Annotated in this window: 18 protein-coding genes; 13 read left to right on the forward strand and 5 right to left on the reverse strand. The window is 72.0% G+C overall.

What is annotated here, in order from left to right; all coding sequences use genetic code 11:
- Positions 1-73 precede the first annotated feature (73 nt).
- Positions 74-1174, forward strand: a complete 1101-nt coding sequence (gene rlmN / locus ACFWA9_RS29525; protein WP_329489784.1) for a 23S rRNA (adenine(2503)-C(2))-methyltransferase RlmN — start codon at positions 74-76, stop codon at positions 1172-1174.
- A gap of 49 nt (positions 1175-1223) precedes the next feature.
- On the opposite strand, the gene ACFWA9_RS29530 is transcribed toward rlmN, so the two are convergent.
- From ACFWA9_RS29530 to ACFWA9_RS29545, 4 genes are all read right to left on the reverse strand, one after another.
- Positions 1224-2375 (reverse strand): hypothetical protein, encoded by a 1152-nt coding sequence (locus ACFWA9_RS29530; RefSeq protein WP_380391017.1) that lies wholly within the window; start codon positions 2373-2375, stop codon positions 1224-1226.
- Between the two features lie 27 nt (positions 2376-2402).
- Entirely contained in the window at positions 2403-3188 is a 786-nt protein-coding gene (locus tag ACFWA9_RS29535; RefSeq protein ID WP_380391020.1) for an ABC transporter ATP-binding protein, read from the reverse strand.
- Between the two features lie 212 nt (positions 3189-3400).
- Positions 3401-4795: an aspartate aminotransferase family protein gene (locus ACFWA9_RS29540; protein ID WP_329489787.1), complete on the reverse strand. Its 1395-nt coding sequence runs from the start codon at positions 4793-4795 to the stop codon at positions 3401-3403.
- Complete coding sequence (locus ACFWA9_RS29545; protein WP_030306695.1) at positions 4792-5265, reverse strand: Lrp/AsnC family transcriptional regulator; 474 nt, start codon at positions 5263-5265, stop codon at positions 4792-4794. Before ACFWA9_RS29545 ends, ACFWA9_RS29540 begins: the two co-directional genes overlap by 4 nt.
- A gap of 269 nt (positions 5266-5534) precedes the next feature.
- Here ACFWA9_RS29545 and ACFWA9_RS29550 point away from each other — a divergent pair, with 269 nt between their 5' ends.
- The 3 genes from ACFWA9_RS29550 to ACFWA9_RS29560 all read left to right on the forward strand — a co-directional run bounded on the left by ACFWA9_RS29550 (position 5535) and on the right by ACFWA9_RS29560 (position 9814).
- A complete protein-coding gene (locus tag ACFWA9_RS29550) occupies positions 5535-7010 on the forward strand; it encodes a gamma-aminobutyraldehyde dehydrogenase (protein ID WP_352291673.1) in 1476 nt (491 codons plus the stop codon).
- Between the two features lie 135 nt (positions 7011-7145).
- A complete protein-coding gene (locus tag ACFWA9_RS29555; RefSeq protein ID WP_329489789.1) occupies positions 7146-8504 on the forward strand; it encodes an aspartate aminotransferase family protein in 1359 nt (452 codons plus the stop codon).
- Positions 8505-8644: 140 nt separating this feature from the next.
- A complete protein-coding gene (locus tag ACFWA9_RS29560) occupies positions 8645-9814 on the forward strand; it encodes a spermidine/putrescine ABC transporter substrate-binding protein (protein ID WP_329489790.1) in 1170 nt (389 codons plus the stop codon).
- A gap of 30 nt (positions 9815-9844) precedes the next feature.
- Here the strand turns inward: ACFWA9_RS29560 and ACFWA9_RS29565 are convergent, their stop codons facing one another.
- Positions 9845-11497, reverse strand: a complete 1653-nt coding sequence (locus tag ACFWA9_RS29565) for a PucR family transcriptional regulator (RefSeq protein ID WP_380391025.1) — start codon at positions 11495-11497, stop codon at positions 9845-9847.
- A 423-nt stretch (positions 11498-11920) separates the two neighbouring features.
- Between ACFWA9_RS29565 and ACFWA9_RS29570 the strand changes: the two genes are divergently transcribed.
- The 9 genes from ACFWA9_RS29570 to ACFWA9_RS29610 all read left to right on the forward strand — a co-directional run bounded on the left by ACFWA9_RS29570 (position 11921) and on the right by ACFWA9_RS29610 (position 22582).
- Positions 11921-13435 carry a gamma-aminobutyraldehyde dehydrogenase gene (locus ACFWA9_RS29570; protein WP_380391027.1) on the forward strand — a complete coding sequence of 505 codons (1515 nt, stop codon included), beginning with the start codon at positions 11921-11923 and terminating at the stop codon, positions 13433-13435.
- Positions 13436-13497: 62 nt separating this feature from the next.
- The gene (locus ACFWA9_RS29575; protein WP_352291679.1) at positions 13498-14751 is read left to right on the forward strand and encodes a spermidine/putrescine ABC transporter substrate-binding protein; all 1254 of its coding nucleotides are present in this window, start codon (positions 13498-13500) and stop codon (positions 14749-14751) included.
- A 35-nt stretch (positions 14752-14786) separates the two neighbouring features.
- Positions 14787-15929 (forward strand): ABC transporter ATP-binding protein, encoded by a 1143-nt coding sequence (locus ACFWA9_RS29580; protein WP_329489794.1) that lies wholly within the window; start codon positions 14787-14789, stop codon positions 15927-15929.
- Complete coding sequence (locus tag ACFWA9_RS29585; protein WP_352291681.1) at positions 15926-16870, forward strand: ABC transporter permease; 945 nt, start codon at positions 15926-15928, stop codon at positions 16868-16870. Before ACFWA9_RS29580 ends, ACFWA9_RS29585 begins: the two co-directional genes overlap by 4 nt.
- Positions 16870-17673 carry an ABC transporter permease gene (locus ACFWA9_RS29590; protein ID WP_329489796.1) on the forward strand — a complete coding sequence of 268 codons (804 nt, stop codon included), beginning with the start codon at positions 16870-16872 and terminating at the stop codon, positions 17671-17673. The genes ACFWA9_RS29585 and ACFWA9_RS29590 overlap by 1 nt, the downstream gene beginning before the upstream one ends.
- A gap of 80 nt (positions 17674-17753) precedes the next feature.
- Positions 17754-19148 carry an FAD-dependent oxidoreductase gene (locus tag ACFWA9_RS29595; RefSeq protein WP_329489797.1) on the forward strand — a complete coding sequence of 465 codons (1395 nt, stop codon included), beginning with the start codon at positions 17754-17756 and terminating at the stop codon, positions 19146-19148.
- Between the two features lie 236 nt (positions 19149-19384).
- On the forward strand, positions 19385-19816 hold the full coding sequence (locus ACFWA9_RS29600) for a hypothetical protein (RefSeq protein WP_352291685.1): 432 nt from the start codon (positions 19385-19387) through the stop codon (positions 19814-19816).
- An 81-nt stretch (positions 19817-19897) separates the two neighbouring features.
- The gene (locus ACFWA9_RS29605; RefSeq protein WP_380391032.1) at positions 19898-20848 is read left to right on the forward strand and encodes a hypothetical protein; all 951 of its coding nucleotides are present in this window, start codon (positions 19898-19900) and stop codon (positions 20846-20848) included.
- A 210-nt stretch (positions 20849-21058) separates the two neighbouring features.
- Positions 21059-22582 (forward strand): CoA-acylating methylmalonate-semialdehyde dehydrogenase, encoded by a 1524-nt coding sequence (locus ACFWA9_RS29610; RefSeq protein ID WP_329489800.1) that lies wholly within the window; start codon positions 21059-21061, stop codon positions 22580-22582.
- The last annotated feature ends 175 nt before the right edge of the window (positions 22583-22757 follow it).

The raw sequence follows: 22757 nt of genomic DNA on the forward strand, positions 1-22757 counted from the left end.
GCTCCGGACGCCTGGCGTCCGGAGCCCCTCGACCGTCTGGCGAGGTCCGAACGTCTGCGACACTGGATGAACCATGCCTAAGCCCGGAGAACTCACCTTTGTCGCGCCGCGTGGCGCCAAGCCCCCGCGACACCTCGCCGACCTGAGCCCCGTCGAGCGCAAGGAGGCCGTCGCCGAGCTGGGCGAGCAGCCGTTCCGCGCCAAGCAGCTCTCGAACCACTACTTCGGCCGGATGTCGAACGACCCGGCGAGCTGGACGGACATCCCCGCCGCCAGCCGGGAGAAGCTCACCGAGAGCCTGCTGCCCGAGCTGATGTCGGTGGTCCGGCACGTGTCGTGCGACGACGACAACACCCGCAAGACGCTCTGGAAGCTGTTCGACGGCACGCTCGTCGAGTCGGTGCTGATGCGCTACCCGGACCGGGTCACCATGTGCATCAGCTCGCAGGCGGGCTGCGGCATGAACTGCCCGTTCTGCGCGACCGGCCAGGCCGGGCTGACGCGCAACCTCTCCACCGCCGAGATCGTCGAGCAGATCGCGGCCGGGATGCGCGCGCTCAAGGAGGGCGAGATCCCGGGCGGTGAGGCCCGCCTCTCCAACGTGGTCTTCATGGGCATGGGCGAGCCGCTGGCGAACTACAACCGCGTGCTGGCCTCGATCCGCCGGCTCACCGACCCGGCGCCGGACGGCTTCGGCCTCTCCCAGCGCGGCATCACCGTCTCCACCGTGGGCCTGGTGCCGGCGATGAACCGCCTCGCGGACGAGGGCCTCTCCTGCCGCCTCGCGCTGTCGCTGCACGCCCCGGACGACGAGCTGCGTGACGAGCTGGTGCCGGTCAACACCCGGTGGAAGGTCGCCGAGGTGCTGGACGCGGCGTGGAACTACGCGGAGAAGTCCGGTCGCCGGATCTCCATCGAGTACGCGCTGATCAAGGACATCAACGACCAGGCGTGGCGGGCGGACCTGCTCGGCCGGCTGATCAAGAACCACCGGGTGCACGTCAACCTGATCCCGCTGAACCCGACGCCGGGTTCCAAGTGGACGGCCTCCCGGCCCGAGGACGAGCGCGAGTTCGTCCGCCGGCTGCAGGCGCACGGCGTGCCCACCACCGTCCGTGACACCCGCGGCCAGGAGATCGACGGCGCCTGCGGCCAGCTCGCCGCGGCGGGCTGAGACACCGGACCGGCCCCGCCGGGCCCGCCGGCCCGGTGCGGTCGCCGGTTCAGCGCAGACCGGCGGCCGCCAGCGCGGCGGTCAGCCCGCCGGTGACCAGCAGCACGGTGCCGACCGCGAGGGTCCGCAGGGCCACCGCACCGAACAGCAACCGGGGCGGGGTGCCGATCCGCAGCAAGGCGTCGGCGACGTCCCGGCGGGCGGTGCGGAGCTCGGCCAGTCGGGACATCACGGCGGCCACCGCGCAGCCCAGCACCAGGCAGGCCTCGACGGCGGGCAGGGTGTCGGCGCTGCCGGGCACCCCGATCCAGTAGCGGATGGTGGTGAGTACCACCGCGACCGCCAGGGTGAGCACGGCCAGCGGCGGGCCGAGCCGGCGGGCCTGCGCGGTCAGCCCCCGTCCGGCGAGCAGCCGCAGCGGGGTCGGCCGGCCGACGGCGAGCAGCGTTCCGGTCCAGGACAGCAGCGGGCCGGTGAGCAGGGCGAGCCCGACGGCGCTCGCCGCCCAGCCGCCCAGCGCGGCGGTGCTGGTGGAGCCGAGCCCGGCCGGCAGGTGGATCGGGCGGCCGTCGGCGGCGGCGCCGGGACGCAGCGCGATGAGCTCCAGGGCGAGGCCGATCACGGCCAGTCCGACCGGCAGGGCGATCCGCAGGGGGCCGAAGCCGGTCGGTACGGGCTGCCGCCTGCCGGGCAGGGTCTCGGCGATCGGCACCGCGGCGGCCGCCGCGATCCCCGCGGTGAGCGGCACCAGGGCGATCAGCGTGACGGGCGCGGCGGCCGGCAGCGGAAGGCCCATGCCGACCTCGGGGGCGAGCGAGGGCCCGGCGATGTCGTTGCGCAGGACCAGGAAGAGCAGCAGGGTCAGCGCGGAGCCGAGGGTGCAGGCGAGCGCGATCTCGCCGGCGATCAGGGTCCGGATCCGGGCGGAGCCGGCGCCGGCCGCGGTGAGGCCGGTGATCCGTTCGGGGCGCCGGGCCGGTACCGCGCGGGCGGCCACGGCGGCGAACCAGGCCACCGCGGCGAGCGGGGGCAGGCACCAGAGCAGCCGGGCGACGGCGTCGGCGCCGCCCGCCGGGTCGCTCATCGCCCGGCCGAGGGCGCGCAGCAGGAACGCGGCGACGACCGCGCCGGCCAGTGCGGTGAGCAGCCAGCGGCCGAGGTCGGGCACCCGGTAGCCCCGGGCCAGACGGAGATAGAACACGTCGACTCTTTCAGCGGCGGGGCGGCGTCATCGGCGCGTGGCCGACACGGCGGACGCTCCGGTGGCTCCCGGCGCGGCGGCGGTTCCGGCGGTTCCGGCCGGTCCGGGGGTGCCGCGCGGGACGGGGGCGGCGGGGGCGGCCAGCCGTCCGTCGACGAGCGCGACGGCGCGGTCCGCGTACCGGACGAGCTCGGGGTCGTGGGTGGCCAGGACGAGGGTGAGCTGGTGCGAGCGGGCCGCGCTGGTCAGTATCCGCAGGATCTGGTCGGCGGCCTCGCGGTGCAGCGGCGCGGTCGGGTCGTCGGCGAAGACGACCGGGGGCAGCGGGGCGAGCGCGCGGGCGACGGCGATCCGCTGGCGCTGGCTCTGGATCAGCCGGTCGGGCCGCAGCCGGGCGATGTCGCCGATGTCGAGCCGCTCCAGCCACTCGGTGGCGGCGGTGTACGCGGCCTTGTTGCCGGCGCCGGCCAGCAGCAGGGGCAGGGCGACGTTCTCCCGGGCGGTCAGCTCGGGCACCAGGTGCGGTTCGGAGCCGACGAAGCCGAAGCGGTCGCGGCGCAGCCGTTCGCGGCCGGCCCGGCCGAGGGTGTGGACGGGGGCGCTGTTGAACCAGACCTCCCCCTCGTCGACCGGGATGAGGGCGGAGAGACAGCCGAGCAGGGTGCTCTTGCCGGAGCCGCGCGGGCCGGTGACCGCCAGCACCTCGCCGTCCCGGACGCCGAGCGAGATGCCGCGCAGGGCGGGGGTGCCGTGATGGGACTTGACGATCCCCCGGGCCCACAGCACGTCGTTGTCAGGCGGGGCCGCTGACATGAGGTTCCATCCTGGGTGGCCGCAGGGATATGACAGTCGTCAGATTAGAACGACCGGGGCCCGGCGCGGTGGCGGCGCACTGGCCCATCAGGGGCAAATCACCCGGAAACAGGCGTGTTTGGTCCGAGAGATCGTCCGGGAAACGCCGCAGGGCGGTCCCGCGGGGAGCGGGACCGCCCTGCGGCGGAGGGTGGGGAAGGAAGATCAGGTCGTCAGATCTTGGCCCACGCGTCGGTGAGGCTGGTCCGCAGGATCTGCTCGATCTCGTCGAAGGTCGACTGGTCGGAGATCAGCGGCGGGGCCAGCTGGACGACCGGGTCGCCACGGTCGTCGGCGCGGCAGTACAGGCCGTTGTCGAAGAGCGCCTTCGACAGGAAGCCGTAGAGCACGCGCTCGACCTCGTCGTCGTTGAACGACTCCTTGGTGACCTTGTCCTTCACGAGCTCGATGCCGTAGAAGTACCCGTTGCCGCGGACGTCGCCGACGATCGGCAGGTCGCGCAGCTTGTTCAGGGTGCCGAGGAAGTTCGCCTCGTTGTCCAGCACGTGCTGGTTCAGGCCCTCGCGCTCGAAGATGTCGAGGTTGGCGAGCGCCACCGCGGAGGAGACCGGGTGGCCACCGAAGGTGTAGCCGTGCAGGAAGGTGTTGTCACCCTTGTAGAACGGCTCGGCCAGGCGGTCCGAGATGATCGTGGCGCCGATCGGGGAGTAGCCCGAGGTCATGCCCTTGGCGCAGGTGATCATGTCGGGCTGGTAGCCGAACTTGTCGGCGCCGAACATGGTGCCCAGGCGGCCGAAGGCGCAGATGACCTCGTCCGAGACCAGCAGCACGTCGTGGCGGTCGCAGATCTCGCGCAGGCGCTGGAAGTACCCGGGCGGCGGCGGGAAGCAGCCACCGGCGTTCTGCACCGGCTCGACGAAGACGGCGGCGACGGTCTCGGCGCCCTCGTTGAGGATCGCCACCTCGATCTCGTCGGCGCACCAGCGGCCGTAGGCCTCGGGGTCGACGGTGCCGTCCGGGCCTTCGAGGAAGGCCGGGGCACGGTAGATGTTGGTGTTCGGGGCCTTGTGGGTGCCCGGCACCAGCGGCTCGAACGGGGCCTTCAGGCCCGGCAGGCCGGTGATCGACAGGGCGCCCTGCGGGGTGCCGTGGTAGGCGACCGCACGCGAGATGACCTTGTACTTGGTGGGCTTGCCGGTCAGCTTGAAGTACTGCTTGGCCAGCTTCCACGCGGTCTCGACGGCCTCGCCGCCACCGGTGGAGAAGAACACCTTGTTCAGGTCGCCCGGGGCGTAGTTGGCCAGGCGCTCGGCCAGCTCGACGGCCTTCGGGTGGGCGTAGCTCCACACCGGGAAGAAGGCGAGCTCCTTGGCCTGCTTGGCAGCGGCCTCGGCGAGCTCGACGCGGCCGTGGCCGGCCTGCACCACGAACAGGCCGGAGAGGCCGTCGATGTACTTCCGGCCCTTGTCGTCCCAGATGTAGGTGCCCTCGCCCCTGGCGATCGTCGGCACGGGGGAGTTCTCGTACGACGACATGCGGGTGAAGTGCATCCACAGGTGGTCGTAGGCGGTCTTGGAAAGGTCCTTCTGCGCCGGGTCGGCTGTCATCGGGTGCCCCAGGTGTAGGTCTGTTTCCGGAGCTTCAGGTAAACGAAGCTCTCGGTGCTCCGCACGCCGGGAAGCGCGCGGATGCGCTTGTTGATCATTTCGAGCAGGTGCTCGTCGTCCTCGCAGACCAGCTCGGCCAGGAGATCGAACGAGCCTGCGGTGCAGACGACGTAGTCGACCTCGTCGAGGGCGGCCAACGCGTCGGCGACGGGCTCGATGTCGCCCTCGACCCGGATCCCGACCATCGCCTGGCGGGTGAAGCCGACGGTGAGCGGGTCCGTGACGGCGACGATCTGCATCACGCCTTGGTCGAGCAGCTTCTGGACGCGTTGCCGTACGGCTGCCTCGGACAGGCCGACGGCCTTGCCGATGGCGGCGTACGGGCGGCGCCCGTCCTCCTGGAGCTGCTCGATGATCGCCTTGGAGGCGGCGTCGAGGGGAACGCTGGCGTTCCGGTCGCGGTTGGCCACGCCGCCACTGTGCCTGATCGGCCCTCTGTTCGCAAGCGCGGGAGCTGCTGATTTCGTCGTGATCTTGGAAATCATGTACGGATTTCATTGCCGTGTCGAAGTTGTCCTGTCGATACCAGCTGTCGTACGGCTACCCTGGTCCGGTACGCGCGCGGCTTCGCAGCGCAGCGCGCGTTCCCCCGAACAGTGGACCGCGCCGCGCCCGGCGCGGCCACTCGGCGCCCTTCGCCCGGCGGATCCGCCGACGTACCATGGCGCCGGAATCTGCAATGCCGCAGGCCCAGACCGAGGAGAGACCCGTGAGCGACCTTCGCACGCTGCGCAACTACATCAACGGTGAGTTCGTCGATGCGGCGGACGGCCGCACGCTCGACATCGTGGACCCCACCACCGGCGAGGTCTACGCGACGTCCCCGCTGTCCGGCGCCGCCGATGTCGACGCCGCGATGGCCTCCGCCGACGCCGCTTTCCCGGTCTGGCGCGACGCCACCCCGAGCACCCGCCAGAAGCTGCTCCTCAAGATCGCCGACGCGGTCGAGTCCCGTGCCGACGAGATCGTGGACGCCGAGGTCCGCAACACCGGCAAGCCCCGCGCGCTGACCCTCTCCGAGGAGATCGGCCCGATGGTGGACCAGATCCGCTTCTTCGCCGGCGCCGCCCGCCTGCTGGAGGGCAAGGCCGCGGGCGAGTACATGGACGGGATGACCTCGATCGTCCGCCGCGAGCCGGTCGGCGTCTGCGCCCAGGTCGCGCCGTGGAACTACCCGATGATGATGGCCGTCTGGAAGTTCGCCCCGGCCATCGCCGCGGGCAACACCGTGGTGCTGAAGCCGTCGGACACCACCCCGGCCTCCACCGTGCTGCTGGCCGAGATCATCGGCGGCATCCTCAAGGACATGGAGCTGCCGGCCGGCGTCTTCAACGTGATCTGCGGCGACCGCGAGACCGGCCAGGCCATGGTCGAGCACCCCACCCCGGCGATGGCCTCCATCACCGGCTCGGTGCGCGCCGGCATCTCGGTCGCCGAGTCGGCGGCCAAGGACGTCAAGCGCGTCCACCTGGAGCTGGGCGGCAAGGCCCCGGTCGTGGTCTTCGAGGACGCGGACATCGCCGAGGCCGTCGAGGGCATCTCGGTCGCCGGCTTCTTCAACGCCGGCCAGGACTGTACGGCCGCCACCCGCGTGCTGGTGCACGAGTCGATCCACGACGCCTTCGTCGAGGCGCTGGCCAAGGCCGCGGCCGAGACCAAGACCGGTGGCGTGGACGACGAGGACGTGCTGTACGGCCCGCTGAACAACGCCAACCAGCTGAAGCAGGTCACCGGCTTCATCGACCGCCTGCCGACGCATGCCAAGGTCGAGGCCGGCGGCCACCGGGTCGGCGACAAGGGCTACTTCTACGCCCCGACCGTCGTCTCCGGGCTGAACCAGGACGACGAGATCATCCAGAACGAGGTCTTCGGCCCGGTCATCACCGTGCAGAAGTTCTCCGACGAGGACCAGGCGGTCGGCTACGCCAACGGCGTCGAGTACGCGCTGGCCTCCTCGGTCTGGACCAAGGACCACGCCCGCGCCATGCGGATGTCTCGCCGCCTGGACTTCGGCTGCGTCTGGATCAACACCCACATCCCGCTGGTCGCCGAGATGCCGCACGGCGGCTTCAAGAAGTCGGGCTACGGCAAGGACCTCTCCTCCTACGGGTTCGAGGACTACACCCGGGTGAAGCACGTCATGACTGCGATCTAGCAGGTCACAGGTCTGGCGATGGGCCCGGGGTCGGTACGGCCCGGGCCCGTCGCCTTGTCATCCTGTCGGCCGATCGGGTGACCGCCTGACAGGATGAACCTGCACTTCGGCACCGTGACTCCCTAGCCTTGCCGCATGAGCATCCCCACCGCTGACTCAGCTGCCGGCCAGGCCGTCAAGGCCGCCGACCGCGCGCACGTCTTCCACTCGTGGTCCGCCCAGGCGCTGATCGACCCCCTCGCGGTGGCCGGCGCCGAGGGCTCGTACTTCTGGGACTACGACGGCAACCGCTACCTCGACTTCTCCTCGCAGCTGGTGAACACCAACATCGGGCACCAGCACCCGAAGGTGGTCGCCGCGATCCAGGAGCAGGCCGCGAAGCTCTGCACCATCGCCCCCGGCTTCGCCGTCGAGTCGCGCAGCGAGGCCGCCCGGCTGATCGCCGAGCGCACCCCCGGGGACCTCGACAAGATCTTCTTCACCAACGGCGGCGCCGAGGCCAACGAGAACGCCATCCGGCTGGCCCGGCTGCACACCGGGCGGCAGAAGGTCATGGCGACCTACCGCTCGTACCATGGCGCCACCGCCAACGCGATCGCCCTCACCGGCGACCCGCGCCGCTGGGCCAACGAGACCGGCGTCTCCGGTGTCGTGCACTTCTGGGGCCCGTACGCCTACCGCTCCAACTTCCACGCCGAGAACGAGGCGCAGGAGTGCGAGCGCGCGCTGGAGCACCTGGAGCAGGTGATCGCGTTCGAGGGCCCGGGCACGGTCGCGGCGATCATCCTGGAGACCGTGGTCGGCACCGCCGGCATCCTGATCCCGCCGCCGGGCTACCTGGCCGGGGTGCGCGAGATCTGCGACCGCTACGGCATCGTCCTCATCCTGGACGAGGTGATGGCCGGCTTCGGCCGCACCGGCGCCTGGTTCGCCGCCGACCACTGGGGCGTCACCCCGGACCTGCTGACCTTCGCCAAGGGCGTCAACTCCGGGTACGTCCCGCTCGGCGGGGTGGCGATCAGCGCGGAGATCGCCGCGACCTTCGCCGAGCGGCCGTTCCCCGGCGGGCTCACCTACTCGGGCCACCCGCTGGCCTGCGCCTCGGCCGTCGCCACCATCAACACGATGGCGGAGGAGGGCATCGTCGAGAACGCCGCGCGGATCGGCGAGGACGTGATCGGCCCCGGTCTGCGCGAGCTGGCCGAGCGGCACCCCTCGATCGGCGAGGTCCGCGGCCTCGGCGTGTTCTGGGCGCTGGACCTGGTCAAGGACCGCGCCACCCGCGAGCCGCTGGTGCCGTACAACGCGGCCGGCCCCGCCAACGCGCCGATGGCCGAGCTGGCCGCCGCCTGCAAGAAGCGCGGGCTCTGGCCGTTCGTCAACATGAACCGCTTCCACGTCGTCCCGCCGTGCACCGTCACGGAGGAGGAGGCCAAGGCCGGTCTCGCCGTGCTCGACGAGGTGCTGTCGCTGACCGACGAGCACACCGTCTGACCGGCGGACTGTCCGACCAGTAGGCAGTCCGACCAGCACACAGTCCGGCGTGCTCGTGGCCCGACGACGTACCAGACCCGACAGGACGGCCCCGGGTGCCCGCGTGCGCCCGGGGCCGTCCCACGCCCCGGAGGCCCACCTTGTCCCGCACCACCCTCACCCGCCGCGGCGTGCTCGGCACCGCCGGGCTGATCGGCGCCGGCGCCCTGACCGGCTGCGGCATCCCGTCCGCCTACGTGGCCGAGGACCACCGCTCCGCGCCCGACCGCTCGGGGAGCGAGAAGCGGCTGGCGTTCTCCAACTGGACGCAGTACATCGACGTCGACGACGACGGCAACCGGCCGACCCTGGACGCCTTCACCGAGCGGACCGGGATCAAGGTCACCTACACCGAGGACATCAACGACAACGACGAGTTCTTCGGGAAGATCGGCCCGGTCCTCACCCAGGGCAGCGACCCCGGCCGGGACCTCATGGTGGTCAGCGACTGGATGGCCGGGCGGTACGTCTCGCTCGGCTGGGTGCAGGCGATGGACCGCGCCAACCTGCCCAACGTCACCGCGCAGCTGGATCCGCAGCTGGCGAACCCGGCCTTCGACCCCGGGCGCCGGCGCAGCGTGCCGTGGCAGTCCGGGATCACCGGCATCGCCTACAACCGCAAGGAGCTGGGCCGCGAGATCAGGTCGACCGCCGACCTCTGGGCCCCCGACCTCAAGGGCCGGGTCACCCTGTTCGCCGGGCTGGACGAGGCGCTCGGTCTGCTGATGCTCGGGTACGGCGCCGACATCGGGGCCTTCACCGAGGACGACGCGCACCGGGCGATGGACCTGGTCCAGAAGATGGTCGACGGCCGGCACATCCGCCGCTTCACGGGCAACGACTACACCAGCGACCTGGCCTCGGGGGCCGCGCTGGCCTGCCAGGCCTACTCCGGTGACGCCGTGCAGCTCACCGCCGAGAACCCGGACATCGCCTTCGTGGTGCCCGAGGAGGGCGGCGAGCTCTGGGCGGAGAGCCTGCTGATACCCAACCGGGCCGACCACAAGACCAACGCCGAGCTGCTCATCGACCACTACTACCGACCCGAGGTGGCCGCCGAGCTGGCCGCCGCCGTGCAGTACATCTGCCCGGTGCCGGCCGCCCGCGAGGTGCTGGCGGACAGCGGGGACAAGGAGAAGGCCGAGCTGGCGGAGCACCCGCTGCTGTTCCCGACCGACGAGATGCGGGCCCGGCTGCACACCATGCGCGACGTCACCTCGGCCGAGCGTCCCGGCCTGCACAAGGTCTGGGGCCGCATCACCGGGGTCTAGCCGCCCGGGGCCGGCCGAGGGGGCCGCGGCTCAGCGGCGCACCGCGTCCAGCCCGAGCAGCGCGACGTGCAGCGAGAGGCAGGACTCCACCTGGTCGAGGTCGACGCCGAGGATCCGTTCGACCTTGTGCAGCCGGTCGTAGAAGGACGGCCGGGACAGGTGCGCGGCGTCGGCCGCCGCCGACTTGTTCCGGCCCTGCTCCAGGTAGATCCGCAGCATCTGCACCAACTGGGCGTTGTGCTCGGCGTCGTAGGCGAGCAGTGGGCCCAGCTCGCGCTCGACGTAGGTCTGCAGCCGGGCGTCGTCGCGCAGCAGGTGCAGCAGGCCGCGGAGCCGGACGTCGGGCAGCCGGTAGTACGCGGCCGCCCGGCCGCCGGGGGCGTCGTGCAGTGCGGCGTCGGCGACCTGGGTGGCCTCCAGCAGGGTGCGCCGGGCGTCGCGCACCGAGCCGACCGAGGAGCCGGCGGCGACCACCGGCGCCGGCGCGGGGGCGGCCTCCCGGTCGGCCTCCGCCGTCAGCCGGCGCAGCGCCGCGGCGAAGGCGTCCAGCGCGGCGTGCTCGTCCTGCTGGGCGGCGAGGGCGATCAGCACGCCGACGCCCTCGTCGTCCAGCGCGCCGACGAGGGCGGAGAGCCGGCAGCTCCGGATCGCGGTGGCCGCCAGCTCGGTGAAGTCGCGCAGCCTGGCCTGGGCCTCCAGGGCGGCCGGGATCGGTCCGCGCCGCTGCCGCAGGACCACCCCGACCAGCCGGCGGCCCTCCAGCGGCACGCCGAGGGCCTGGGCGCGCAGCGCCACCTCGGAGACGGTCAGGGCATGGGTGAGGATGCCGGAGAGCAGCGTGCGGTGGGTCTGCCGCTCCAGGCTCTCGCGGTCGCGCACCACCAGCCGGTTGAGGGCGAGCGCGGAGGCGCCGCGCTCCAGCAGCATGGTGTGCGGGTGCGCGGTGCCCTCGGGCAGCGGCCCCGGGTCGGCGACCAGGACGAGCCGGCCCCAGTCCTGGCCGCGGGCGCCGACCGTGGTGACCAGCCAGCCGCTGCGCGGGTCGTGGCCGGTGCGGCCGGGCGGGCGGACCCCGCGCGACCGGCGTTCCCAGTCCTCCAGCAGCTCGGTCTCGGGCCGGCCGGCGGGGTCGTGCGCCAGCACCTGGTGGGCGAGGTTCTCCAGCACCACCGGCCCGCCCGCCATCCGGGCCACCTGACGGACCACTTCGGCCGGCTCGGCGCCCTCCACCACCAGCTCGTTGAAGACCTGGTGGACCGCCTCCGAGGTGCGCAGCTGCTCCAGCTGGGCGTTCACGACCAGGGCGTGCACGGCCTCGGTGACGGCGACGAAGCGCAGCTCGCGGCGGAGCGCGATCAGCGGGAGACCGCGCTGCTCGGCGGCGTGCACCAGGGCGCGGGGCAGCGAGTCGAAGTAGCGCCGGCCGAACTCGATGACCAGGCCGGCCACGCCGACCTCGTCCAGCTCCCGCACGTACCGGGCCAAGCCCTCGCGGTCCTCGGGCAGCGCGATGCCGGTGGTCAGCACCAGCTCGCCGCCCTGGAGCACCCCGGCGACGTCGGGCAGTTCGCTGACGTGGACCCAGCGGACCGGGCGCTCCAGGTGGTCGGTGCCGGCGACGACCTGGGGGAGGCCGCGCCGCATCACCTCCAGGTCGAGCACACGGGCGACGGTGGGGAGCATCGCGGGCCTCCAGGGTTCAGAGTGTCAGGTAAATCATCGCTCGCGGCGACGAACTGTCGCCCTGCCGGAACCCTTGCACCCTGTAAGGCCCTGCGCGGCTAGCTTTCCGGGGTGACCCTTGTCACGCCCCGGCGGCACCGGGCATGGTCAGCGGGTCGGCTGTGGCGAAAGACGACACAACCGCGGGAATCCGTCGCGTGACCGGAAAGCAACACCGGAATCCCTTGCCGGGGTCACGCCCGGCTGTCAGGATCGCGCATCCCGGTGACCGACCGGGCCGGTTTCCCCCCGCACCGAGGACGCGGCGACTCGACCAGTCGTACGACGCCGGTGCGGTCCCCCGCCCGCCGGCACCTGCACCATGGCGGATCAGGCGGTCTTTCGCCTTGCGGGCAGTCGAACCACCGGCACTTGGAGGAACAGATGGACCTGACCGACTTCGGCGCGGGCGCGCAGTACATCGCCGGCCGGCAGAGCCGGGGGAGCGGCGAGCCCTTCCAGGTCGTCAACCCGGCGGACGGCAGCGTGGTCGAGCGGATCTCCCTCGCCTCTACCGAGCAGGTCGACGCCGCCGTGGCCGCCGCCCGCGCCGCGCTGCCCGAGTGGGCCGGCGCCACCCCGGGCGCCCGCTCGGAGGCGCTGACCAGGCTCGCCGCCGTGCTCACCGAGGCCGGCGCCGACCTCGCCCGGGTGGAGTCCGCGCAGACCGGCAAGCCGGTCAAGCTCTCCACCGAGTTCGACGTCCCCGGCACGATCGACAACGCCGCCTTCTTCGCGGGCGCCGCCCGCAACCTGGAGGGCAAGGCGGCCGGCGAGTACTCGGGGGACCACACCTCGTACGTGCGGCGCGAGCCGATCGGCGTGGTCGGCTCGATCTCGCCGTGGAACTACCCGCTCCAGATGGCCGCCTGGAAGATCCTCCCGGCGATCGCGGCGGGCAACACCATCGTCCTCAAGCCGGCCGAGCTGACCCCGCTGACCTCGGTGATGTTCGCCCGGGCCTGCACCGCGGCCGGCATCCCGGACGGCGTGGTCAACGTGGTCACCGGCGCCGGGCGCACCGCCGGCGAGCGCCTGGTCGCGCACCCGGACGTCGCGATGGTCTCCTTCACCGGCTCCACCCCGGTCGGCCGACGGGTCGCCGAACTCGCCACCGCGACCGTCAAGCGCACCCACCTGGAGCTGGGCGGCAAGGCCCCGTTCGTGGTCTTCGACGACGCCGACCTGGACGCCGCCGTGCACGGGGCGGTCGCCGCCTCGCTGATCAACAGCGGCCAGGACTGCACCGCCGCCACCCGCGCGTACGTGCAGCGGCCGCTCTACGACGCCTTCGTGGCGGGCGTCGCCGACCTCTACCGCACGATCCGGCTCGGCGACCCGCTGGACCCGCGGACCGACCTCGGCCCGCTGGTCTCCCACACCCACCGCGACCGGGTGGCCGGCTTCGTCGAGCGGGCCCGCGGGTACGGCGCCACCGTCGTCACCGGCGGACACGCCCCCGAGAAGGGCCACGACGGCACCGACCTCACCCGCGGCGCCTACTACCTGCCGACCCTCGTCACCGACGCGGCCCAGGACAGCGAGATCGTCCAGGGCGAGATCTTCGGCCCGGTCCTGGTCGTGCTGCCCTTCGACGGCGACGACGAGGGGCTGCGGCTGGCCAACGACACCCCGTACGGCCTGGCCGCCTCGGCGTGGACGAGCAACGTGCACCGTTCGCTGCGCGCCACCCGGGAGATCGCGGCGGGCTGCGTCTGGGTCAACGACCACATCCCGATCATCAGCGAGATGCCGCACGGCGGCTACAAGTCCTCCGGCTACGGCAAGGACATGTCGCAGTACTCGCTGGACGAGTACACGCAGGTCAAGCACGTCATGTTCGACACCACGGCGGTGGCCCGCAAGGACTGGCACCGCACCGTCTTCGGAGACAGATAACCCCTCCCAGGGGCGTTCCCCCACCGCCCCGACCCGACCTCTCCCCCCAGGAGGCCCGTTCCATGGTGTTCAACGAGCTCACCGACGGTCTGCCCGAACCGGTCCGCAGGGCCTGGGAACGCAGTCTGACCAGTGGCCGGGCCGCCGTCGGCAGGCGGACCCTGCTGCGCGCCGCCGCACTCACCGCCGGTGCGGGCACGCTGGCCGCCTGCGGCATCCCGGCGGCGGGCACCGCCGGCACCGGGGACTCCACCGCGAACGCCGCCCCCGACCTGTCGGAGGGCGAGCGGGAGGTGAGCTTCTCCAACTGGCCGCTCTACATCGACACCGACGAGAACGACCAGGAGAAGCACGGCTCGCTGGAGGCCTTCACCGCGGCCACCGGGATCAGGGTCAAGTACGCCGAGGACATCAACGACAACGTCGAGTTCTTCGGCAAGGTCAAGCCACAGCTCGCGGCCGGCCAGGACACCGGCCGCGACCTGATGGTGCTCACCGACTGGATGGCCGCCCGGCTGATCCGGCTCGGCTGGGCGCAGAAGCTCACCCCGGCCAACGTCACCACCGCGATCACCAACGTGGACGCCCGCTTCCGCGCCCCCGACTGGGACCCGGGCCGGCTCTACTCCTACCCGTGGGCCGGCATCCAGGTCGTGATCGCGTACAACCGGAAGGCGACCAGGGGCAAGGAGGTCACCAGCGTCGCCCAGCTGCTGGAGGACCAGGACCTCAAGGGCCGGGTCACCTTCCTCTCCGAGATGCGCGACAGCGTCGGGATGACCCTGCTCGACATGGGCAAGGACCCGGCGAAGTTCACCGCCGACGACTACGACGCGGCGATCGCCCGGCTGCAGAAGGCGGTGGACGGCAAGCAGATCCGCCGCTTCACCGGCAACGACTACGGCCAGGAGCTCTCCTCCGGGGACATCGCGGCCTGCGTCGCCTGGGGCGGCGACCTGATCCAACTCCGCGCCGACAACCCGGACATCGAGTTCGTCGTCCCGGAGCAGGGCTTCGTCTACGGGACCGACAACATGCTCGTCCCGGCCAAGGCCCGGCACAAGGCCAACGCCGAGAAGTTGATCGACTTCTACTATCAGCCCAAGATCGCGGCGCAGCTGGCCGCGGGCATCGGCTACGTCTCCGCCGTCACCGGGATGGAGAAGGAGCTCGCGGCCATCGCCCCGGACACCGCGGCCAACCCGCTGGTCGTCCCCACCCCCGAGATGGCGGCGAAGGCGCACGTGTTCCGCAGCCTGACCGAGGCCGAGGAGAGCTCCTTCGAGGAGAAGTTCTCCAAGCTCATCGGCGCCTGACCCCCCGACGGCAGAGAACCAGAGAGACACCACCCATGACAGAGCAGCTGCGCTCCGCGGCCACCGGTGGCGACGTCCGCCTCACCGGCATCGGCAAGACCTACGGCGCCTTCACCGCCGTCCACCCGCTCGACCTGACCGTCCCGCAGGGCTCCTTCTTCGCCCTGCTCGGCGCCTCCGGCTGCGGCAAGACCACCACCCTGCGCATGATCGCCGGGCTGGAGGAGCCCACCAGCGGCACCGTCCTGATCGGCGGCCAGGACGTCACCGCCCTGCCCCCGTACAAGCGCCCGGTGAACACCGTCTTCCAGAGCTACGCGCTCTTCCCGCACCTCGACATCTTCGAGAACGTCGCCTTCGGCCTGCGCCGGCGCGGCAAGAAGGACGTCAAGAAGCAGGTCGACGACATGCTGGAGCTGGTGGAGCTCGGCCAGTACGCCCGCCGCAAGCCGCACCAGCTCTCCGGCGGCCAGCAGCAGCGCGTCGCCGTCGCCCGCGCCCTGATCAACCACCCCCAGGTGCTCCTCCTCGACGAACCGCTCGGCGCCCTCGACCTCAAGCTCCGCCGGCAGATGCAGCTGGAGCTCAAGCGGATCCAGACCGAGGTGGGCATCACCTTCGTCCACGTCACCCACGACCAGGAGGAGGCCATGACGATGGCCGACACCATCGCGGTGATGAACGGCGGCCGGGTCGAGCAGCTCGGCGCCCCCGCCGAGCTCTACGAGAACCCCGCCACCACCTTCGTGGCCAACTTCCTCGGCCAGTCCAACCTGCTGCCCGCCGACGTGACCGGGCAGCAGGGCGGCGACCTCCTCCTCAGCGCCGCCGGCGCCCGGCTCTCCGTGCCGAAGGCCCGATGCGCCGCCGACGCGAGGAAGGTCCACCTCGGCGTCCGGCCGGAGAAGATCACCATCGAGCACTCCTCCGCCGAGGTCGCCGACGGCCGCAACCGGCTGGGCGGCACCGTGGTCGACTCCAGCTTCATCGGCGTCTCCACCCAGTACCTGGTGCGCACCGACGGCGGCCAGGAGGTGACCGTCTTCGAGCAGAACATGGAGCGCGACACCCGGATCGTCCCCGGTGCGCCGGTCGTCCTGCACTGGAACCCGGCGCACTCCTTCGCCCTGGACGCCGCCCAGGCGATCGACGCGGGCACCGGGGAGGAGGCGGCATGACCACCACCACCGCCGTGGCGCCGCCGCAGGCCGTACCCCCCGACGGCGGCCCGCTGCCCGGACCGGCCGCGCGGCCCAGGCGAAAGCTCACCCCGTACTGGCTGCTGCTGCCGGGCATAGCCTGGCTGGTCGTCTTCTTCGCCGTGCCGATGGTCTACCAGGCCTCCACCTCGCTGCAGACCGGCTCGCTGGAGAGCGGCTTCAAGGTCACCTGGCACGTCGCCACCTACTGGGACGCCCTGGTCGAGTACCGCTGGCACTTCGTCCGCTCGTTCGGCTACGCGGCCACCGCCACGCTGTTCTGCCTGGCCATCGGCTACCCGCTCGCCTACACGATCGCCTTCAAGGCGAGCAAGCGCTGGCGCAACGTCATCCTGATCCTGGTGATCGCGCCGTTCTTCACCAGCTTCCTGATCCGCACGCTGGCCTGGAAGACGATCCTCTCGGACGGCGGCCCGGTGGTCGGCGCGCTCAACGCGCTGCACGTCCTGGACCTCACCAGCGCCGTCGGCCTCACCTCCGGCGACCGGGTGCTGGCCACGCCGCTCGCGGTGGTGTGCGGCCTGACCTACAACTTCCTTCCGTTCATGATCCTTCCGCTCTACACCTCGCTGGAGCGGATCGACCCCCGCCTGCACGAGGCGGCCGGGGACCTGTACGCCCGCCCGTTCACGACCTTCCGCAAGGTGACCTTCCCGATCTCGCTGCCCGGCGTGGTCGCGGGCACGCTGCTCACCTTCATCCCGGCCTCCGGCGACTACATCAACGCCCAGCTGCTGGGCTCGCCGAGCGAGCAGATGGTCGGCAACGGCATCCAGAAGCAGTTCCTCAACGTGCTCGACTACCCCACCGCGGCAGCGCTGAGCTTCATCCTGATGGCCCTGATCCTGGGGATGGTGACGGTCTACATGCGCAAGGCCGGGACGGAGGAACTGGTCTGATGTCCCGAGTGATCAAGTGGATCCGGGCCCACCTGGTGGTGCTGGCCGGCCTGCTGGCCCTGGCCTACCTGGTGCTGCCCAACCTGGTGGTCCTGGCCTTCTCGTTCAACAAGCCGGTCGGCAAGTTCAACTACGAGTGGTCCGAGTTCTCCACCGACGCCTGGACCGATCCCTGCGGTGTGGCCGACATGTGCCAGTCGCTGTCGCTGAGCCTGGAGGTCGCGGTGCTCGCGACCGTCGGCGCCACCGTGCTCGGCACCATGGTCGCCTTCGCGCTGGCCCGCTACCGCTTCCGCGGCCGCTCCGCCACCACCGCGATGATCTTCCTGCCGATGGCCATGCCCGAGGTGGTGATGGCCGCCTCGCTCGGCACGCTCTTCCTCAACATGCGGATCCCGTTCGGCTTCACCACGATCCTCATCGCGCACATCATGTTCTGCCTGAGCTTCGTGGTGACGGCGGTCAAGGCGCGGGTGATGAGCATGGACCCGAGGCTCGAACAGGCCGCCCAGGACCTCTACGCGACCCCGACGCAGACCTTCCTGCGGGTCACCCTGCCGCTGGTCGCCCCCGGCATCGCCGCCGGCGCGCTGCTCAGCTTCGCGCTCTCCTTCGACGACTTCATCATCACCCAGTTCAACTCGGGCCCGACCACGGTCACCTTCCCGATGTTCGTCTGGGGCGCCTCGCAGCGCGGCATCCCGGTGCAGGTGAACGTCATCGGCACCGCGATGTTCATCGCCGCGGTGGTGCTGACCGTCGCCGGTCAGTGGCTCGGGAACCGCCGGAAGGCCACCGCCTGACCGGCACCGCCGGCGCTCCCGACGTAGCGTCGGGAGCGGCCGACAACCATCATCGATGTGCAGAAAGTGGCTGATAATGCATGGACTCCGCCCGCGCGCTCAGTGACGCCAGGCCCACCCCCTTCTGGCTGGAGGACCCGGGCCGGCCGGCGGCGCTGCCCGCCCTCGTCGGCGACACCACCTGCGACCTGCTGGTCGTCGGCGGCGGATACTCCGGCCTCTGGACCGCCCTCGTCGCCAAGGAGCGCGACCCCTCCCTGGACGTCGTCCTGGTCGAGGGCAACGAGGTGGGGTGGGCCGCGTCCGGGCGCAACGGCGGATTCTGCGCGGCCAGCCTGACCCACGGTTTCGGCAACGGGCTGCAGCGCTGGCCCGCCGAACTCGCCCAGCTCGAACGCCTCGGCGCGGCCAACCTGGACGGCATCGAGGCGACCATCGCGCGCTACGGGATCGACGCCGAGTGGGAGCGCACCGGCGAGATCGACGTCGCCACCCAGCCCCACCAGCTCGCCGAGCTGCAGGAGGTCGCCGAGGCGGTCGCCGAGTACGGACTCGACATCACCGTGCTCGACCGCGACGAGCTGCGGGCCGAGGTCGACTCGCCGACCTTCCTCGGCGGGCTCTGGGACAAGGAGGGCGTGGCGATGGTCCACCCCGCCAAACTCGCCTGGGGCCTCAAGGATGCCTGCCTCTCCCAGGGCGTGCGGATCTTCGAGCACACCCGGGCGACGGACCTCAGGGAGCACGGCGGCGGCATGGCCGTCCGCACCCCGTACGGACGGGTCTTCGCCCGCCGGGTCGCGCTCGGCACCAACGTCTTCCCGTCGCTGGTCAAGCGGGTCCGCCCGTTCGTCGTCCCGGTGTACGACTACGCGCTGATGACCGAGCCGCTCAGCGCCGAGCAGCTCGCCGCGATCGGCTGGAAGGGGCGGCAGGGGCTCGGCGACAGCGCCAACAAGTTCCACTACTTCCGGCTCTCCGCCGACAACCGCATCCTCTGGGGCGGCTACGACGCCGTCTACCACTACGGCGGACACGTCCGGCACGAGTACGACCAGCGGCCGGAGACCTTCCGCACGCTGGCGCACAACTTCTTCCGCTGCTTCCCGCAGCTGGAGGGGCTGCGCTTCACCCACGCCTGGGGCGGCGCGATCGACACCTGCAGCCGGTTCTCGGCGTTCTTCGACACCGCCCACCGCGGCCGGGTCGCCTACGCCGCCGGGTACACCGGGCTGGGGGTGGGCGCCACCCGGTTCGGCGCCGAGGTGATGCTCGACCTGCTGGCCGGGGAGCGCACCGAGCGCACCTCGCTGGAGATGGTCCGCTCCAAGCCGCTGCCGTTCCCGCCCGAGCCGGTGCGCTGGGCCGGCATCGAGCTCACCACCCGCTCGCTGGAGCGCGCCGACCGGACCGGTGGGCACCGCAACCTCTGGCTGCGCACCCTCGACCGGATGGGGCTGGGCTTCGACAGCTGAGCGGCCGCCCCGACGGCCTTCCGCGCCGATCACCGGCTGATCCGGTGACCGGCGCGGAGAATCCGCCGAGCCGAGCCGAGCCGATCCGAGCTGATCCGATCCGAGCCATCCGTTCGGCGAGGTGATCGCGCTATCCGTGTAAGAGAGACCCGCCGTCCGCCTCTCGTTGGTGACGGCGGGTCTCGGTTTCCCGCCGCGCCACGATCAGCAGCGCGCTGAGAAACGGGGACAGGACCATGGAGAGCACCGGACTGCACTGGCTCGCCCAGGCGGCACCGGACCCGGACGCCTTCCGGGAACAGTGGGAACGCAGCGGGCTGGGCCTGATGCTGCTGCCGGCCGGCCGGCGCTGGGACGTCCTCTCGGTACCGGGCCGGCTCGGCCGTCCCGTCATCGACATCCTCGACTCCCGCTCCTGCGGGCCGGTCCTCGGCGACTCCGCGGGCGAGAGCGTCGGCTTCCTCGTCCCCGTCGGCACGGCCGCGCGCTGGGTCGGGACGGGCGTCCGCTGCGCCGGCGAAGGCACCTGGATCGTCGTACCGCACCCCGAACGGCAGAGCCGCGGCGTGCGCTGGCTCGTCCCGCCGGACGGCTCCGGACGGCTCAACGACCCGGTCGTGCTGGAACTCGCCCTGCACGAGGCCGCCGCCCGGCTCAGCGACTGGTGACGCCGCCGCGGCGCCGGAGCCGGGGCGGCCGACCGGACGCGGCCCGGCGCACGGCCCGGGCGGCCGCGCCAGACTGGGAGGATGACCACCGCCCCGGACGCCGTCGACCCCTTCCTCCGCCCCGGCCGGGCGCAGTTGCGGCTCGCCGAGCAGGCCCGGCCCGTCTGCGACCGGCTCGGGCTCGCGCTCGCCGGTGGGCACGCGCTGCGCGCCCACGGGGTGCCGGCCTGCGCCCAGGACGGGCTGACCCTGGTGGCCGACGGCGGCACCGATCTGCCGCAGGCCGCCGCCGAGCTGGCCGCCGCCTACCGGGCGGCGGGCGGCGGGGTGGCCGAGCGCCCGGGCACCCCGCGCCTGGAACAGCTGTCCGTCCGGCTGACGCTCGGCGGCCGGTCGCACACGGTGGAGCTGCGCAAGGAGCCACTGGGCCACCGCCCGGTCCGCCTCGACCTCGGCGCACCGGCGGCCGGCGAGCCCCCGCTGACGATGACCGTCGTCGCCCTGGAGGACGCGGCCGGACTCGCCACCGCGCTGCTCGCCGACCGGGGCCTGCCCCGGGACCTGCTCGACGTGCACGCCCTGACCGCCTGGTACCGGGAGGGGGAGCTGCTCGCACTGGCCACCGCGCTGGACGCGGACTTCCAGCCCGCCGTCCTCGCCGACCGGCTGGAGACGCTGGCCGACGCCGCCGACGGACGGTTCCGGGCCCGGGGAGCGGCGGGCGGCGCGGTGGCCGGGCTGAAGCGGTGGGCGCTGGCGTGGTCGCAGGACCTCCGCCTCGACCTGCTGGAGACCCAGGAGGCCGCGGACGGATTGCACGATCCGTACCTGGAGGATGTCGAGGCCCTGGAGGACCCGGAGGTCGAGGAGGTCGAGGAGGACGTCGAGGCCCTGGGAGACCGGGAGGACCGGGAGGACCGGGAGCTCGTGGAGGACACCGGCGAGGCGGCACCGGTCGAGGACGCGGCGGGCGCGCGGTCGGCCGGTGCCCGGGAGGAGGCGGACGGGGCGACGGGGTCCGGTGGGGCCTGAGCCTCGCCCGTCCGGCCGATACGGCCGACGACCTGTAAGGCTGAATCCCGGATCCCCGTCAGCCTGTTCGTTGAGGCGGGCGGTGACGGCCAGCAGACTGGGTGATGAGCGCGGTAGCCCCGTGATCCCGTCGCCCGGCCCTCTCGCGGGCGGCGCCACACAAGGGACCGGCGGCAGGACGCCGCCCGGGACTTCGGAGGCAGACGGACCATGAGCAAGCACATCATTCACTGGATCGGTGGCCGGCCGGTCGCCACCGCCGGCGCCGCACCCCGCCGCGGTGACCTTTTCGACCCGGCCACCGGCCAGGTCTCGGGTCACGTCGACTTCGCCGGGATCGACGAGGTCGACCAGGCGGTGGCCGCCGCCGCCTCGGCCTTCGTCGAGTGGCGCAACGCCTCGATCGCCAAGCGCACCACGGTGCTCTTCAACTTCCGCGAGCTGCTCAACGCCCGCCGGGACGAGCTGGCCGCGATCATCGTCGCCGAGCACGGCAAGGTGCACTCCGACGCGCTCGGCGAGATCGCCCGCGGCCTGGAGGTCGTCGAGTACGCCTGCGGCATCCCGCAGCTCGTCAAGGGCGGCTTCACCGAGCAGGCGTCCACCGGCATCGACGTCTACTCGATCCGCCAGCCGCTCGGCCCGGTGGCCGTCATCTCGCCGTTCAACTTCCCGGCGATGGTGCCGATGTGGTTCTTCCCGATCGCGATCGCGGCCGGCAACACCGTCGTCCTGAAGCCGTCCGAGAAGGACCCGTCCGCCGCCAACTTCCTGGCCGAGCTGTGGAAGGAGGCCGGGCTGCCGGACGGCGTGTTCAACGTCGTGCACGGCGACAAGGTCTCCGTCGACCGTCTGCTGGAGCACCCCGACATCAAGTCGGTCAGCTTCGTCGGCTCCACCCCGATCGCCCGCTACGTCTACGAGACCGGCACCCGCTACGGCAAGCGCGTGCAGGCGCTCGGCGGCGCCAAGAACCACATGCTCGTGCTGCCGGACGCCGACCTGGACCTCAGCGCCGACGCGGCCATCAACGCCGGCTTCGGCGCGGCCGGCGAGCGTTGCATGGCCATCTCGGTGCTGGTCGCCGTCGACCCGATCGGCGACGAGCTGGTCGACAAGATCAAGCAGCGGATCGCCAACCTGAAGGTCGGCCCGGGCTGCAACGGCGACTCCGAGATGGGCCCGCTGGTCACCGGCCAGCACCGGGACAAGGTCACCTCCTACGTCGAGTCCGGTGTCGCCGACGGCGCCGAGCTCGCGGTCGACGGCCGCAAGCACCCGATCACCGCCGAGGACCGCAACGGCGCGCCCACCTCGGACGGCTTCTGGCTCGGCCCCACTCTGTTCGACCACGTCAAGCCCGGCATGTCCGTCTACAACGACGAGATCTTCGGCCCGGTGCTGTCGGTCGTGCGGGTCTCCTCCTACGAGGAGGGCGTGGCGCTCATCAACGCCAACCCCTACGGCAACGGCACCGCCATCTTCACCAACGACGGCGGTGCGGCCCGGCGCTTCCAGTACGAGGTGGAGGTCGGCATGGTCGGCATCAACGTGCCGATCCCGGTGCCGGTCGCCTACTACTCCTTCGGTGGCTGGAAGTCCTCGCTCTTCGGCGACGCCCACGCGTACGGCCCGGACGGCGTGCAGTTCTTCACCCGCGGCAAGGCCGTCACCCAGCGCTGGCTGGACCCCTCGCACGGCGGCATCAACCTCGGGTTCCCGACCAACAGCTGAGCCCCCGCCGCACTGCCGCCGCCGGCCGGCCCCCTCTCCCCGGGGTCCGGCCGGCGGCTGTTTGCATCGCCCGGCCCGGCGGCGTAGTGTTCTCTAGTCGCTCGGCTGGGAGCACCGGACACGTGTCTACGCGGACGGTCCCGGAGCGGCCAATCCCTTGAAACATCACTTCCCG

Origin of the sequence: Kitasatospora sp. NPDC059973 (assembly GCF_042737525.1) — a bacterium.
GTDB lineage: Bacteria > Actinomycetota > Actinomycetes > Streptomycetales > Streptomycetaceae > Kitasatospora.

Excerpts from the sequence above, each read along its gene's own strand:
- rlmN (WP_329489784.1), top strand. The coding sequence starts at position 74 with ATGCCTAAGCCCGGAGAACTCACCTTTGTCGCGCCGCGTGGCGCCAAG.
- ACFWA9_RS29535 (WP_380391020.1), bottom strand. The coding sequence starts at position 3,188 with ATGTCAGCGGCCCCGCCTGACAACGACGTGCTGTGGGCCCGGGGGATC.
- ACFWA9_RS29540 (WP_329489787.1), bottom strand. The coding sequence starts at position 4,795 with ATGACAGCCGACCCGGCGCAGAAGGACCTTTCCAAGACCGCCTACGAC.
- ACFWA9_RS29550 (WP_352291673.1), top strand. The coding sequence starts at position 5,535 with ATGCCGCAGGCCCAGACCGAGGAGAGACCCGTGAGCGACCTTCGCACG.
- ACFWA9_RS29555 (WP_329489789.1), top strand. The coding sequence starts at position 7,146 with ATGAGCATCCCCACCGCTGACTCAGCTGCCGGCCAGGCCGTCAAGGCC.
- ACFWA9_RS29565 (WP_380391025.1), bottom strand. The coding sequence starts at position 11,497 with ATGCTCCCCACCGTCGCCCGTGTGCTCGACCTGGAGGTGATGCGGCGC.
- ACFWA9_RS29570 (WP_380391027.1), top strand. The coding sequence starts at position 11,921 with ATGGACCTGACCGACTTCGGCGCGGGCGCGCAGTACATCGCCGGCCGG.
- ACFWA9_RS29575 (WP_352291679.1), top strand. The coding sequence starts at position 13,498 with ATGGTGTTCAACGAGCTCACCGACGGTCTGCCCGAACCGGTCCGCAGG.
- ACFWA9_RS29580 (WP_329489794.1), top strand. The coding sequence starts at position 14,787 with ATGACAGAGCAGCTGCGCTCCGCGGCCACCGGTGGCGACGTCCGCCTC.
- ACFWA9_RS29585 (WP_352291681.1), top strand. The coding sequence starts at position 15,926 with ATGACCACCACCACCGCCGTGGCGCCGCCGCAGGCCGTACCCCCCGAC.
- ACFWA9_RS29590 (WP_329489796.1), top strand. The coding sequence starts at position 16,870 with ATGTCCCGAGTGATCAAGTGGATCCGGGCCCACCTGGTGGTGCTGGCC.
- ACFWA9_RS29595 (WP_329489797.1), top strand. The coding sequence starts at position 17,754 with ATGGACTCCGCCCGCGCGCTCAGTGACGCCAGGCCCACCCCCTTCTGG.
- ACFWA9_RS29600 (WP_352291685.1), top strand. The coding sequence starts at position 19,385 with ATGGAGAGCACCGGACTGCACTGGCTCGCCCAGGCGGCACCGGACCCG.
- ACFWA9_RS29605 (WP_380391032.1), top strand. The coding sequence starts at position 19,898 with ATGACCACCGCCCCGGACGCCGTCGACCCCTTCCTCCGCCCCGGCCGG.
- ACFWA9_RS29610 (WP_329489800.1), top strand. The coding sequence starts at position 21,059 with ATGAGCAAGCACATCATTCACTGGATCGGTGGCCGGCCGGTCGCCACC.